The sequence below is a fragment of the Paenibacillus sp. FSL R10-2782 genome, assembly GCF_038592985.1.
Taxonomy (GTDB): domain Bacteria; phylum Bacillota; class Bacilli; order Paenibacillales; family Paenibacillaceae; genus Paenibacillus; species Paenibacillus terrae_C.
The window spans coordinates 4,325,728-4,338,935 of the sequence record NZ_CP151951.1 but is presented as its reverse complement, the minus strand read 5'-3'; the positions used below and the strand labels follow the sequence as shown (position 1 = coordinate 4,338,935).

Below are 13,208 nucleotides of genomic sequence, written 5' to 3'. Positions count from 1 at the left end.
ATGAGCGAATCAACAGTATTGGAACGGGCGGCGCTTGCTTACGGTCCGTACGACCTGCCGCATATGTATGAGCTCGTGGAGGGCGTACTATACGCGGATCGCTACTTCTTTCATCTTGAGACCGGAATTTTGTGGCTCCGTCATGTCCGCAAGGTCGAGCATCCGGAACACACGCACTTATTTATCGACGGAGACTCCGGCGGCCTTCAACTCGGGAAGAACGTTCAGCGTGACTTGTTGGAAGTTGTTACGGAAGTCCTCAACCATATCCGCGCCATGAACGGCTTAACGTTTCTAGTCGACGAACTCCTTTGGCTGGATGATCGCGGTGACATCGAATTGAATCTCGTTAAGAAGAAGGGATAACGCGCCCTCCGATGAACCTAACGCCAATATGGGGAGGAGACGCGCGTGTATTACCCGGCTGTCTCGCGCCAACGAGCGGTCAAATGTCCGTACTTTATGAGGACGCCTGGCCTGCGCTAACAGGTCGCTTCTTTAAATCCCGGCCGTCCGTAGACTGCGCGCCAACGCATGTACTACGGTTTGGCCGGCTTCGATAATTCCTACGTCCGGATACGGCAATATCCGTCAGGCAGGCGTAGTTCATATAGATTTTTCTTCCTCGGACGATCGGCCGGTAAATCCGGTTCAGGCACCGGTCGTCTGCTTGTTATATCGAGTAATACGAACGTAAGTTCCGATGGTTTCGGAAATAACGAAAAAAGTTTTTGAGCGTGTCCCATTTTGAAAAGTTTCTGTCCTTATATATAAAAGGAGAGGAGACGATGTCCCAATTTAGAATAAACGTGTGCTTATATATAATGTCGAAGAAATTCAATGAAAGAAGGTGTCCCAAATTCGCAATTTCTTGTCCCTATATTAAATGTAGGACGAAAAATACGCTGTAGATAATGTGCGAAACTCATTCCGCTGGAAACAAACGTAGTGTAAGTGTGCATAACGACGCCGCGCATTCGGTTAAGTAGGTAGACCGCGGGAAACCGCATCTCATATAAACCAAACGAAAAGGGAGCGATTTTATAATGTTTATGAACATCAAACAACGCAAAAACGGAAAAACAACGGTGTATATCTATACAGGTTACGCAAGCGATACCGTCCTGTCTGATATCTTATCTAAAAGCAGAAACGCGGGTGTGTCGATACGTCCGCTACGTTCCGGAAAGATTGCAATCGACATTCGGAACACGCCGGAAGGAATCCGTTTGGTTACGGAAATCCTCCGGAAGCACGGTGACTATGAGGAAGCGGTATACGCAGCGTATGAGGCGGAAGACAAAGGACTAAGGGAGAGCGGTCTCTACCTTGTTTCGGAAAGATGAGTAACATAAAACGCGGCGGCTCCGTTGTGGGCTGCCGTTCAATTATCTTGCGCAGGAGGGAACGCGATGGCAATTGATACAACGAAATCACTCGCGCATGATGAGGGATTTCCACGTGTACCGAATATCGTATACCGAATGTACCCGCTATTGGACGGGTTTACGTTGGAAACTGTCGGTTTATACGGGTATCTCAGATCATGGCGTCAGAATAGACCAGGTCACCGTATGTACGGGAAAGCTTGGTTGAATCAAAAAGAAATATCCGCACAGACCGGCATGTCACCATATAGAATACGTAAACACGTCGACATCCTGCAAGAACACGGTCTCCTAAGGGTTACGAAGTCATCCCGAACCGCAAACAAATTAATATATGAACCGCTAGAACCATTAAGTGAGGCAGAATTTAGGTTACTACACAAGGCGGAAATAGAGAGATTCGCTAGAGAACTTGACAGGCTAGAGAGTGAACTAGAAGCCGATCGCGCTCGTCTCACAGAGAAGCAGGAGGAATTTGAACGAAAGCAGATAGCCGATACCGATGTTTTTTAGTCGATGCGAAACTACTTAATAACCAAGATTAAGACGTTTAGTATCCGTTATTCACTTACTTAACTAGAGAAAGAATAAGAAGAAAGAGTAATAAGAGAGAAAAATAAATAATTCCGGAGCTCAGATCTGTTTCGGGATAGAAGACCACTATCCCTCACGCGTCGTCATTCGCTTACGCTCATTCCTAGCGAAGTACCATGCGCGCAATGGAGTATTCACATATAGATTTTTGCGTGAAAACTTCTACTAAGGAAGAACAACAAATACGCGGATATCAAAATATTAAGTTTCCATATAGGAGGGGGATTTATTGGAAGCGGCCAAAAAGTTAGTTGAGTACCAACATAGTCCGCAACTTGAGCTCATCGTCACGCCGGACGTAGACAGATATGATTATTCTGGAGAATCCTGCGAATTGTTCCCGAACTGGACGCGTGCCAACTACCGGGCTTACGCTAAGCATCCGCTTGAGCTGAGACTGAAGATAGCGGAGACAATGGTCGAATTATATGACGCTTATTATTTCGCTTCTCACATAGGCGGTGACGGCAGGTTTCGGACGCGGCTCGATAAACAGCGCTTGGAACGGCTGGTGGATTATGTTCTCGCTGAGGATCACGTTAACGGGTTATCAATTTTACGCGACCCATACGACAAACCTCGTGATCGTGACGTTGATGTTCCGCCAGGTGAGGGCGCGCGAGACTTCATGAGGAAGCACAATGTACGGATTTACTGTGAGGCTGACGCAGAGGGTATCGCCGAGAAAATGGGCGTCAAGCTATGTCGCGTGTGCCATTACCCTTTCGAGGGCCGCGCGAGTAAGGTGGATTGCGGACCAAGTTGCCGCCGAGTATCTAAGACGCTGTGGGAACGCCGCGACAGATACGGAACTGTCAAACTTGAGGGTGAGCGAAACCGCACACAATTGGAGTACGGTTTCTACAATCCCCAAGAGATGGAGGACCTACAGGAGCGCTCTGAGCGGTCATTTGGAAATCCAAAGAAAATCGCGAATATGATTGATGCGAAGAAGCGGAAGGAAGGGCGCGGTCGAAAGAATACTGTGCAGCTCGTGGATAAGAAGGGAACTGAGAGCGCGGGCTACCTGGATGGGGAATATAGGTGGACGAGTAACCGGAACAAATACAAGGGCAATGAACATTCCATATGGTGGGGGCCGGTAGTCACGTATAACATGTACGAACAACCATTGACAGAGGAGTTTGTAGAATGCCGCAAGCCCCGTACTGTCCACATTTCCGCCTAAGGTGGGAAGAGAACTAACGTTCCCGTTAATTTTATTTAAGCGAAGAGCGTTATTACAAATAGGACAAGGGGGTCTGTGATAATGGATGGGACAGGAGTTCGCGGCATCCGTGTTATGGTCGGCATGACGCAGGCAAGTTTCGCGGAGGCTTTAGCCGTGAGTCAGTCTTGCATATCAGACGTTGAAAACGGCCGTCGAACGGTTTCCCGAGACTTGCGAATCAAGATCGCGCAGGTTTTCGGAACGGGAGACGACGTTTTAGCTGCAATTCAGCGGGCAAAGGAATCAACTAAACTGGCGCTTTAACAGGCGTCTTTATTTTTATACCGATACTTTAATGCTTTAAATCAGAAAAGGATGGCGTGAACATGCTAAGCAATGGGGTTAACCAGTACCATACGGTCGTAACATACGCTGATGTTTCCGTGACATTCGGTGACTCTGTATCCCGCGCGTGGATTCGGTTCGCCGCACCTATGATCGCGGAAGAGGAACGGAGAAAAAGAAAGCGGAAGGGGAAACGGAAATGAGCGAGCAATGTACGCAAGTTATCCATAAGCAAGAGGGCGGCCAGGATATCGTTAAGATTTACGACGCGTCCGGCATTGATACGCTGACGGGGACTTGGCCTGTTAATGCAGAGAAGACACCGCTAGAAAGCGCCGTTGATGCGCTATGGTCCGGGTACTTCGAGGTACAAGACCGGCGTCACCTTTTCGGGAATTATCCGGTTGCCGTGGTGTCAAACGTCAATGGAGCGGTGGACCAGTTTGTTAAAGAGTTTGAAGGGGAGGAATCAGCGTGAGCAAATTCATTAACTCAAAAACGTGGACAGGCGGCGGCGGTACCGGCGACGAGATCGCCAGCATCGGCCCGTCACTCGGTATCAGTCGGAAGGAGTCGGATAAGCCGGCGAGAGTAAAGCGTAAATCCGGTGTAGTTTCGTACTTTAGCGATCGGGGCTACGGGTTCATCTCATCCGGTGAGGATCGCGTATTCTTCCATCTATCCGACTGCGAATCGTTCGATACGGCGGAGGTGCCGGTCGGCTTACACGTGAGTTACGTATTAACGGAGGGTAGAGGCGGCAAGCCTGCGGCGAAGGACGTACAAGCAAACTAAACTAAAAGGGGAAATGAAAATGAGTTACGCAAAAGCAAAGGCAAGTTTACAGAGAGCACGCGAAATTGAACAATCCTCAACTGGTATGATGCTGGAATATAAAAGGAAACTCTCCGCTGAAATTTCACAGATAGAATCGGACCGCCGCCTCACCGAAGAGGGCAAGCAGGAGGTCAAAGCCGAAGCTAAACAAAAGCATGCGATTGAATTCTTGCAAAAAACACACACGATGAGGCAAAAGTACGTCGCGGACATCAAAAAGACAATCCAGGAAGCCGAAAAGGTGATTTACACGCCCCCGAGAAAGCCGGATGCGACGAAACTCGGCCGATTTGAGGACGCTTTCCGGTCACTGAAAACGGAATTAATGTTCGCCACGTCGCAGAAGTCGGCGTTTGATAAGCTGTGCGGCTTCATCGAAAAGTTGGATGACCCGTACCTTGCGAAGCTTGTCCGGGACGACTTTGCGGAGCTCACAACGAAAGTCCTCGCTACTCCAGGGGACGGTAACTCCCAAAAAGGCACTGGCGCTGCGGCGGTAACGACTTCCGTCCGTAGAGAACTCGGCGAGATGTACGACGGTTTGATGAGGCCGTTTCAAAGCGAGGATTTTCGCGGGGCCAGCGAAGTCCTTGAGATTGCGCAAATGCTCGTTGAGGATTCACGCATTCACCGTAGCGTTATCGTAAACAGCGCGGCAGAAGAAACATTCGGGGCGGATTATGCGCGCTATATCAACGATACGGATTCGTTTTTTGTTAAACATCCAGAATACACGCCAAAGCCGTTTGTGGACGAAGAGGGGGACCGTATCCGCCAAACTGAGGAAGACTTGGCTTGGATTTATAAAGACGACGAGAATCAGACGTTAAGCGTTGGGGCAGGAAAGGCGGCGGAGTAATGAGCGATGGTGTTTTAGAGGCCGCAAATAAACGCCTTGTCCGGGCGGAGTTTCTGGTCGTGTCAAGAAATGCTGGCGTGCTTCCGGATGCACTCGACGCCGCGTACACACTGGCGGACTTGTCCGGCGTATCCATTGACGATAACGGCAAGGTGTGGGGAGTTGATGACGCGATTGAAACACTTAGGACTAGGAGTGGTTATTTATTTGCACCAGTAGAGCCAGTGAAGCCGAAAGCTATTGGCAGTTGGTACTCATAAGTTGGCCGAAGGAAGCGAAGGCGGCGCAACAAAGATAAAGGGGGAATACGAATGAGTAAGTCTAAACTACCGGACAGCGTCCTCGCAGATATGGATCGCGTGACGCCCGTTATCCGACTGGTTGAATCGGTCTTAACGCACAAGCGTCCCGGTTCGTATGATTTCGCAGATAGCTTTCCTGAGCAGGCAGCGATATGGAACGAAGTGGCCGCAAAATTTGAAGCTTCAGACATGGCGCGTGTACAAGCAATGGGATTCCGTATGAAGAAGCTACTTCCCGCGATCGACGACGTAGACGAAGCCGTCCGGACTGGAAAAGGCGTAGTAGGACCGGCAATGGCCGTTTACAAGGCGTTGGGACTCCTGGTGCGTGCGATCGAAAGGACGGCGATCTAAATTTCATTCGATCTGATAGGACACTTACGCCTAGTCGACGATATGAGCCGTCCCATGCGCAAGGCTTTTAGCAGCATAACGAAGTTCGGTGTAGCGGCGACAGGACTTGGCGTGGCGGTAACGGGAGTATCGTTTGCAGCGGACTCCGTCAAAAAGGCGATGGATTTCGAGTCGCAGATGTCTACGATACAGGCGTTAACCGGAGCGACAGACGAACAGACGAAAGCCATGCAGCAACTCGCACTTCAGCAAGGGGCGTTAACGAAGTAAACTGATTGCTTCGCTACGGAGTAATCCGTAGAAAAATGAACTGTGTGAACTCGGTGAAGGCTAAAGGGAGAAAACGGGGAATGCGCTTGACGGACGCATTCCTTTTCCCTTTCCCCATGCTAATACCGAGCCAAGCCGTGTAAGAAATTACCGGAAGGTGTAACGACTAGGTGGAGTAGCCTAAACCATAAGGCATGGCAAAACACCCACGAGCGCACAGCGCCCGACCGAGTTATGTCGAGGGCGAAGATATAGTCTGAACTTACGGGAAACCGTAAGAAGTAGAGGATAAAGAGCCTCTACGATAACATTTTGATTCAGCACTTGAAGCTGCACAAGGGATCGAGGAGCTTTTAAAGGCGGGCATGTCCACCGCGCAAGTCCAAGCGGGGGGACTTAACGCAGCACTTAATCTCGCAACTGCGGGTAGTCTCGGCCTAGCGGAATCCGCGGAGATTATGTCGACCGCGCTTAACTCGTTTAAGAAAGACGGCCTAACTGCGGCGCAGGCTGCGGACATCTTGGCGGGTACAGCGAACGCATCCGCGACTGACGTACACGACTTACGCTACTCGCTTGCTGCTGTTGGTTCCGTTGCGGACGGCGTAGGGATGTCGTTTAAAGATACGAATACTGCGCTAGGCTTGTTTGCGAATAATGGATTAAAAGGCGCAGACGCAGGTACGTCGCTGAAAACGATGCTGTCCAACTTGGTTCCAGCAACGGACAAGGCGTACGGCATGTTCGAAGACTTCAACCTTTTGACCGTTAATACGACGGATGCACTCGCGTTTATGAATAAGAAAGGCATCAAGTCAACGGGCACATCCGTACAAGCGGTTACGAAGGACATTGAAAAATACGTCGCAGCGCAGACGGGACTCAAGGTGGGGACGTCTAAGGCCGCGAAGGAAACGAAGAAGTTCCTGACTGCGAGTAATCTCATTCATTCCGCTTTCTACGATAATAAGGGCGAGATTAAAGACCTAGCGCAAGTAGCGGATTTGCTGAAGAATCGATTCGGTAAGCTTACGAATGAGCAGCGTCAATACTACTTGCATCAGATATTCGGGTCCGATGCGATACGTGCCGGTAATATTCTCTTCAAAGAAGGCGCGGCTGGCGTTAAGAAGTTTCAGCAGGAAATGGCGAATGTAACCGCGCTTTCAGTAGCAACTAAGAAGATGGACAGCGCAGCGGGTGCGGTCGAGCAGTTCCAGGGCGCAATCGAAACGTTGCAGATTTCCGCGTTGCTTCCGACGATGCCGATCCTGAAGAAGCTCGCGCAAGCTGCCGCAGACTTCGTCGTTAAGTATACTCCGCAGATTACCGCAGCCGTACAGAGCGCAGTAACAACCGCTAAGACGTTCCTCAAGGATAACTTTATTAATAACCCTGAGTTTACGAAGCTTCCAGACATTAAAAGTAAAGTAGCGTTCGCCTTCGAAAAGATAGAAAAGGCATTTGCCCGTTGGTGGAATGGTGGGGGTCGGGTAACTGTAGAGAACTTAACTGCACAGGTTGTCCAGTTCATGGCCTCGTCCCTCGAAGCAGCCGTACCAACGTTTGTGAGTGTCGGGTTAAAACTTGGGTCTGGATTAATTGACGGGATACAAAAAGCGATCGCTAATGACCCTATCGCTAGTGCAGTACTTAATGGCGGTGGCGGTGCGATAGTTGGTGGTGTGTTTGGTCCTGGCGGTGCGCTCGCAGGGGCTGCAATAGGAGCAGGCGGCGGTGCATCTAACGTCTACATTGGCCAGGGAGCGAAGTCTCTCGGATCGAGTGACGCTGTGAACGGGTTCTTTGACTGGACGAATAAGCACTTACCTACGTGGATGGGCGGTGTTCCGGACGATCAGTTAGCGGCACATAACGCTGAACGTCGAAATAAGCTCGGCAATAAGCACGCAGGCGGACTTGACCGGGTACCTATGAACGGTTATCCCGCTACACTTCACCGTGATGAGGCGGTCCTTACGAAGCACGAGGCGTCAGAATGGCGTGATCAGCAAAGTGGCAAAGGCAGCAACGCACCGTCAATCGTCATTCAGAACGTCACGATCACTAACGACATGGACGTTGAACGGTTCGCAAGTATGTTGGCGCGTCGTCTCGCTATCTAACGAAAGGAGAACAGGTCAGTGATTAAATTAATCGAAGGTAACGGCGTATCGCAATTCCGCGACGTCATTAAGCAACTCGGACACAACGTGGAGGTCGATATCGAATACGCGACGATCACCGCACCTCCGCCAGCTCTCCGCGTACAAGTCGATAACATGAAGATCGAACTCGACGGAGACGACGTGATTATACCGGAGCATCTACGTGAACATACGCGGAAGGTGTCCGTCAAGGCGGTGGAACCGACTACGCTCGAACTCAACCGTTACACACGCGTAACAAAGGAAACGGAATCGTCTACGCCTGTCAATTCGAAGGCGTTCAGCGACGTATTTAATCTCGGCTCATTTACGTCCGGTACGTTCGAGATTACGTTTCATGACGAGTTGAAGGCGGGCGATCGCGTGGCCGTCGCGTCGTTTGGCGCGGGACAGCGTTATATCGTGTTGGGGCGGATTTAATAACGGGCGGGCTGCGGCTCGCTCTTTTACTTACGAAAGGGGATATGATTGTATGAACGGCGTCACACGTTTAACGGAGTGCATACGTAAACTCCGTATTGAACAAGGATTAGACGCGTACCCGAAGCCCGTTCCTAAGTTCGTTAGCACGCCGCTGGCTCTCGCTATAATCGGCCGACTCAAACCGTTTACCGCGATCGTGGTCAAATACGCCCGAATACTGGCCGAGGGCGAGGTTTCACGTATTGATACGGATAGACTTTCCCAATACGTTGAGTATGCGAGGCTGCTTAAACACGCGGAGGAGAGGCATTGTGGCGTACCGGGCTTGGGCGTTGAGCTATCTCTCGGAGTTATTAACCGCGTAAACAACGCAATAGACGAAGATAAGTTGGATACACTCGACATTAATACTCAAGTGCGGAGCCTTCATATTGCGCTCAATTGGTTGACGAGTAGGGACACGATGAAAAAGGCGGAAGCGTTTAGCGATGAGGAAACGTTTCAAGCCGCAATAGCCGACGTGAAGAAACGTATAGAGGGGGAGACCGAATGAGCTCACAGCGTAGACGACTTGAGGAACAACTTACGGCACAGCAGCAACGGGCCGCGCAACTGCTCGTATCTAACGAATGGGGCGAACTGTTATCGGATGGCGGAAAGAAGCGCACAATGCAGGAGCTTGCGGACGAACTCGGCATAGCGCGCTCAACACTATACGAGTGGAAAGCGCAGACGACGTTCGCTGCCTACGTTAACTACCTGGCCGAGCGTCAACTTGATTCCATGCGGTCGACCGTGTACACTCAGTTGATGAAAGCGATAATGGGCGGTAATAACGGTATGCCTTCCGTAAAGGCAATCGATTTGTTCATGCGTAGATACGGGTTGCTAACGGATCGGACGGAGGTTGTCGATATGCGTGAAGAGGTCGAGAACAAACGTAGATCGGACGAAGCTATCCGCAAAGACATCGAAGAGTTGGACCGACTGCTCGCGGGATAATCCGACGATTCCGGACAGATAGCCCGTTTTACCTACACGAAGCTCCCGACGCACACCCGCCTTAAAACTCGGGGGTTGGCTGGCGCGGGGGTTTCCGTAATGGCGGATTTAAGTGCCGCGTCCTACGTTGGTTAAACGAGATATTATGCATCTACCTCCGTGCATAAATTACCAGCGTGTATACCCGTTAGCCCGCACCGTTATGCGGTTTTATAGCGTATTAACTGGAAATGTATATACGGTGAATACGGTACATTTTCGGGGCTGTCCGTTAAACGTAGACGGGGCGCGGGATTCGGGCATTTACACGGGATTGCGGATTGCAAATTAACAATCTCCAGTGTATACACCCGTTGTATATTTATCCGGCACGTGGGTCGGTGCGTCCGAGTGTCCGATTCAAAAGCTAACGTAAATGAGTCAGTGAAAAACGGTGAGTAAACCGAAGACAGAGCGCTATGAGGATTAACCGCGTACCCCCAAGCGCCCCCTCGCGCGGCCCCAAATCTGGTGCGCAAACAATCCAGACAGTATTTTTTATCTCGGGGATAACCTAACATAACGATAAACTAAGCGCTTGTCTCTTCGGAGGCAGGCGCTTTTTCTTCGTTTATAGGCGTTGCGTTCCGTCATCCATTGGGGTAGAATACGATTAACGTGATTATACGCTGTAGAGGCGTGTGATTAACAAGTAGTCGTGCGTATCCACAATCCCGTTCAACGCTCAAAAACGTTGATCTGACGCGGTTTTGGCCGAACGTGAGCCTAACGCCAGATTCACGATTCATAATCCGAATGCAATTGCTACCTGTGGTTGCGGTTCAAGCTTCCGTACAGCTACGGATGCAGGGAAGCCGAACGAAGAACCTTGTTAACACACGTTACGTCAACGTTTTGTCTTCCGATGATCTGTTCGGGGGTAGATGTGTTAGCCTAGCGGAATAGGTGTTCGGGATAGTGGATAACGGCCTTTGTGACGGGATTTACTCGTTGCAGAGGTCTTTTTTGTGTTGTTTTTTTTCTGTTTATCATCATCATTTGCTTTTGAGATGCCGATATAACATGGAGTTCTGGAGAACTATTTTCTACATAAATTTTACCTGAAGGAAGTGGAAAGAGATGTTGAAAAAGAAATGGCTTATCACTCCGCTGGTTGCGGTGGCACTGTTTTTTAGTCAATCCGCATTCGCGGCAAATACGTTTACTGATGTGAACGGGACAAAATATGAGTGGGCTGCTGAATCTATTCGTTCGATGGTCGACAAAGGTGTTGTCAAGGGCTATGCGGATGGGACCTTCAAGCCAGGCAAAACCATAACGAAAGCGGAATTTGTAAATATGTTTCACAAGCTTTTTCCAGAGATCAATCATTCGTCCGGAAAAGCTTCAGAATTTGTTGATGCGCGTAAGCACTGGGCGAATAAAGATTTTGCAGCATTATTCAATGGGGATTATGTTTGGGGCTTCACTGAAAGAGTAGGAGGCAAATATCCAAACTATCAATTCTATATCAATCCCGACAAACCGCTGACCCGCTGGGATGTTATGATGATTGCTTCCGTTCGGACGGATTATACGAATCAGACTCTTCATCCTGAGATCAAGGAAGTAATCTCTGCAGCTGCGCAGTATAAGGATATAAAAATTCGTCAGGCGAATTACAATGACAATTTCTCGATCAACTATCCAGTAATATACATCGACACGACTCAAGAGGAGCCCTATTATGATGGAGATTCCCAAGATCAAAAGGCAGAAGCATTCTACACCCTGACTAATATGGGCGTCCTTACCGCCAATGATGGATACCTTCACCCCAAAGCGCTAGTCACACGGGCTGAGGCGGTTACCATTTTACAGCGTTTGTACGAAGCCACAAAGCAATCAAAGTGATTTCTAAAGCAATCGAAGGATCAGACGAAAGCAAAGAAATGATCCAACTATAAATATAGGCCTCTATAGCGGTATAGTCGCGTACTATATGCTATGGAGGCCTTTTTGAATGTGTTGAAGAAACTTTATTTAAGATCATTATCACTACGTGTGGATTGGACAAATTTACTCAGGGCATTAAAAAAGGCAAATACAACTGTAAAAAGTAAGAGTGCTATGGGTTTAATTTCAATCTCAGAAAAAACACTATATAGAACTAAAAATGAAAAAAAGAGCACTGAGGTATTTATGTTTTGTTTTGTGTAAATCGATTTTATAAAGTGCATTTTATCACTCTCCATTTTATTATAATTGATTACCCTGACATGACTTATAAAGCTGTGGAGCAACCAATCAAAAGAACGAATATATAAATGGAACTTAAAAGAAATGGAACTTAAAAGTTACTTTAGTGCCACTCCGCAGACGGATGGTGCTTCCCATCGCCACCGCCCCCGGATTTCTTGAATAAAGCTTATAATTGGGTAGAAATCCGGGGACAAAAGCGACCGCTTCGCTTGTACAGCACCATTCCGTCTTCTCCGCTTTTCATGTACATTTCTTACTATATAGCAAAAAATAGAACTAATTGATCGCTTCCTTATGCAGCGGGTAGATTAACAATAGGAAAATATAGTTAATAAAAAAGGAAGAGCGCTATCCTCTTCAAAAAGGCTAGCGCTCTTTTTCTGTATCTAATGGTTGCTCCTTTATAAACTCTACAACCTCTTCAATTTTACAATCTAATTCCTCACAAATGCGTGCAATGACACTCATAGCTACAAATTCCCCATTTGACATTTTCGCCAAAGTAGATGGTGAAATTCCTAATTGAGTACGAAGGTAAGTTCGTGTTTTATCTCGTTTAATTAGAGTGATTTCCATTGGTTTATAACTTGGTTTCAATCCCATGAGCAATCCCCCTCAACTTATTATATGTACTCAAATCTTATAGAAGTCAAACTTAAATTACAATAATGCGTACATTTTATTCGATAAGTGTTGAAAATATGAATGTGAAAGTGTATTATATGTATAAGAAGTCGTATATTAAATACATATAAACATATTTTATGTTCTTTATTTGACAAAAAAACTAATCAATACAGAAGGAAGGATTTATTTATGAGCGAATCTGTTGAATTGAAAAGAGTTGCCATGGTATATGGACCTGATGATGATCCTCATATGTATGAACTATTTGAGGGAGTCCTGTATGATCGTAGCTATTTCTTTTATCTTGAACATGGAATATTGTATCTGCGACATGTACGAAAGGTAGAACAACCGGATCATTCACATCTTTATGTGGATGGGTAAAGTGGGGGGCTACAATTAGCGGAGAATGTACAACGTGAGATTATGGAAGTCGTTACAGAACTGATCGAGCGTTTGCGTAGCAAGGATGGATTAGCATTTTTACTGGATGAACTGCTATGGCTACATGGTAGAAGTCACATTGAACTTAGCCTCGTGAAAACAAAGGGAAATCTGTAAGCTAATATTGTTTTTCTTATGGTTCCTTCTATATTCCAATTATCCCATTTAGCTATAATGATTTGG

At 48.0% G+C, this 13,208-nt stretch carries 16 protein-coding genes and 3 pseudogenes; 18 read left to right on the top strand and 1 reads right to left on the bottom strand.

Annotation, left to right across the window (positions count from 1 at the left end):
* The 17 genes and pseudogenes from NST83_RS19690 to NST83_RS19610 all read left to right on the top strand — a co-directional run bounded on the left by NST83_RS19690 (position 1) and on the right by NST83_RS19610 (position 11,606).
* Positions 1–366: a hypothetical protein gene (locus NST83_RS19690; protein ID WP_342415368.1), complete on the top strand. Its 366-nt coding sequence runs from the start codon at positions 1–3 to the stop codon at positions 364–366.
* A gap of 680 nt (positions 367–1,046) precedes the next feature.
* Positions 1,047–1,346: a hypothetical protein gene (locus NST83_RS19685; protein ID WP_342415367.1), complete on the top strand. Its 300-nt coding sequence runs from the start codon at positions 1,047–1,049 to the stop codon at positions 1,344–1,346.
* A gap of 865 nt (positions 1,347–2,211) precedes the next feature.
* Positions 2,212–3,171 carry a hypothetical protein gene (locus NST83_RS19680; RefSeq protein ID WP_342415366.1) on the top strand — a complete coding sequence of 320 codons (960 nt, stop codon included), beginning with the start codon at positions 2,212–2,214 and terminating at the stop codon, positions 3,169–3,171.
* Positions 3,172–3,252: 81 nt separating this feature from the next.
* The gene (locus tag NST83_RS19675; protein WP_058830664.1) at positions 3,253–3,477 is read left to right on the top strand and encodes a helix-turn-helix domain-containing protein; all 225 of its coding nucleotides are present in this window, start codon (positions 3,253–3,255) and stop codon (positions 3,475–3,477) included.
* 148 nt (positions 3,478–3,625) lie between these two features.
* Positions 3,626–3,976 (top strand): hypothetical protein, encoded by a 351-nt coding sequence (locus tag NST83_RS19670; protein WP_342415365.1) that lies wholly within the window; start codon positions 3,626–3,628, stop codon positions 3,974–3,976.
* Positions 3,973–4,293 (top strand): cold shock domain-containing protein, encoded by a 321-nt coding sequence (locus NST83_RS19665; protein WP_342415364.1) that lies wholly within the window; start codon positions 3,973–3,975, stop codon positions 4,291–4,293. Before NST83_RS19670 ends, NST83_RS19665 begins: the two co-directional genes overlap by 4 nt.
* Positions 4,294–4,312: 19 nt before the next feature.
* Positions 4,313–5,194: a hypothetical protein gene (locus tag NST83_RS19660; protein ID WP_342415363.1), complete on the top strand. Its 882-nt coding sequence runs from the start codon at positions 4,313–4,315 to the stop codon at positions 5,192–5,194.
* A gap of 59 nt (positions 5,195–5,253) precedes the next feature.
* Entirely contained in the window at positions 5,254–5,454 is a 201-nt protein-coding gene (locus tag NST83_RS19655; protein ID WP_342415362.1) for a hypothetical protein, read from the top strand.
* A gap of 51 nt (positions 5,455–5,505) precedes the next feature.
* Positions 5,506–5,850: a hypothetical protein gene (locus tag NST83_RS19650; RefSeq protein WP_342415361.1), complete on the top strand. Its 345-nt coding sequence runs from the start codon at positions 5,506–5,508 to the stop codon at positions 5,848–5,850.
* A 54-nt stretch (positions 5,851–5,904) separates the two neighbouring features.
* Positions 5,905–6,120, top strand: a complete 216-nt coding sequence (locus NST83_RS19645; RefSeq protein ID WP_342415360.1) for a hypothetical protein — start codon at positions 5,905–5,907, stop codon at positions 6,118–6,120.
* A gap of 329 nt (positions 6,121–6,449) precedes the next feature.
* Positions 6,450–6,962, top strand: a pseudogene (locus NST83_RS19640) (phage tail tape measure protein); the annotation flags it as partial.
* A 45-nt stretch (positions 6,963–7,007) separates the two neighbouring features.
* Positions 7,008–8,246: a phage tail tape measure protein gene (locus tag NST83_RS19635; RefSeq protein ID WP_342418002.1), complete on the top strand. Its 1,239-nt coding sequence runs from the start codon at positions 7,008–7,010 to the stop codon at positions 8,244–8,246.
* Positions 8,247–8,264: 18 nt separating this feature from the next.
* Positions 8,265–8,708: a DUF2577 domain-containing protein gene (locus NST83_RS19630; protein WP_342415359.1), complete on the top strand. Its 444-nt coding sequence runs from the start codon at positions 8,265–8,267 to the stop codon at positions 8,706–8,708.
* A 52-nt stretch (positions 8,709–8,760) separates the two neighbouring features.
* Positions 8,761–9,264 carry a hypothetical protein gene (locus tag NST83_RS19625; protein WP_342415358.1) on the top strand — a complete coding sequence of 168 codons (504 nt, stop codon included), beginning with the start codon at positions 8,761–8,763 and terminating at the stop codon, positions 9,262–9,264.
* Complete coding sequence (locus tag NST83_RS19620) at positions 9,261–9,713, top strand: phBC6A51 family helix-turn-helix protein (protein ID WP_342415357.1); 453 nt, start codon at positions 9,261–9,263, stop codon at positions 9,711–9,713. The genes NST83_RS19625 and NST83_RS19620 overlap by 4 nt, the downstream gene beginning before the upstream one ends.
* 776 nt (positions 9,714–10,489) lie before the next feature.
* Positions 10,490–10,588, top strand: a pseudogene (locus NST83_RS19615) (iron-sulfur cluster assembly accessory protein); the annotation flags it as partial.
* Between the two features lie 244 nt (positions 10,589–10,832).
* Positions 10,833–11,606: an S-layer homology domain-containing protein gene (locus tag NST83_RS19610; RefSeq protein WP_342415356.1), complete on the top strand. Its 774-nt coding sequence runs from the start codon at positions 10,833–10,835 to the stop codon at positions 11,604–11,606.
* Positions 11,607–12,320: 714 nt separating this feature from the next.
* Here NST83_RS19610 and NST83_RS19605 read toward each other — a convergent pair.
* Complete coding sequence (locus NST83_RS19605; RefSeq protein ID WP_014277858.1) at positions 12,321–12,557, bottom strand: helix-turn-helix domain-containing protein; 237 nt, start codon at positions 12,555–12,557, stop codon at positions 12,321–12,323.
* 213 nt (positions 12,558–12,770) lie between these two features.
* Between NST83_RS19605 and NST83_RS19600 the strand changes: the two are divergent.
* Positions 12,771–13,142, top strand: a pseudogene (locus NST83_RS19600) (hypothetical protein).
* The last annotated feature ends 66 nt before the right edge of the window (positions 13,143–13,208 follow it).

Excerpts from the sequence above, each read along its gene's own strand:
- NST83_RS19620 (WP_342415357.1), top strand. The coding sequence starts at position 9,261 with ATGAGCTCACAGCGTAGACGACTTGAGGAACAACTTACGGCACAGCAG.
- NST83_RS19660 (WP_342415363.1), top strand. The coding sequence starts at position 4,313 with ATGAGTTACGCAAAAGCAAAGGCAAGTTTACAGAGAGCACGCGAAATT.
- NST83_RS19685 (WP_342415367.1), top strand. The coding sequence starts at position 1,047 with ATGTTTATGAACATCAAACAACGCAAAAACGGAAAAACAACGGTGTAT.
- NST83_RS19690 (WP_342415368.1), top strand. The coding sequence starts at position 1 with ATGAGCGAATCAACAGTATTGGAACGGGCGGCGCTTGCTTACGGTCCG.
- NST83_RS19625 (WP_342415358.1), top strand. The coding sequence starts at position 8,761 with ATGAACGGCGTCACACGTTTAACGGAGTGCATACGTAAACTCCGTATT.
- NST83_RS19645 (WP_342415360.1), top strand. The coding sequence starts at position 5,905 with ATGCGCAAGGCTTTTAGCAGCATAACGAAGTTCGGTGTAGCGGCGACA.
- NST83_RS19675 (WP_058830664.1), top strand. The coding sequence starts at position 3,253 with ATGGATGGGACAGGAGTTCGCGGCATCCGTGTTATGGTCGGCATGACG.
- NST83_RS19605 (WP_014277858.1), bottom strand. The coding sequence starts at position 12,557 with ATGGGATTGAAACCAAGTTATAAACCAATGGAAATCACTCTAATTAAA.
- NST83_RS19610 (WP_342415356.1), top strand. The coding sequence starts at position 10,833 with ATGTTGAAAAAGAAATGGCTTATCACTCCGCTGGTTGCGGTGGCACTG.
- NST83_RS19650 (WP_342415361.1), top strand. The coding sequence starts at position 5,506 with ATGAGTAAGTCTAAACTACCGGACAGCGTCCTCGCAGATATGGATCGC.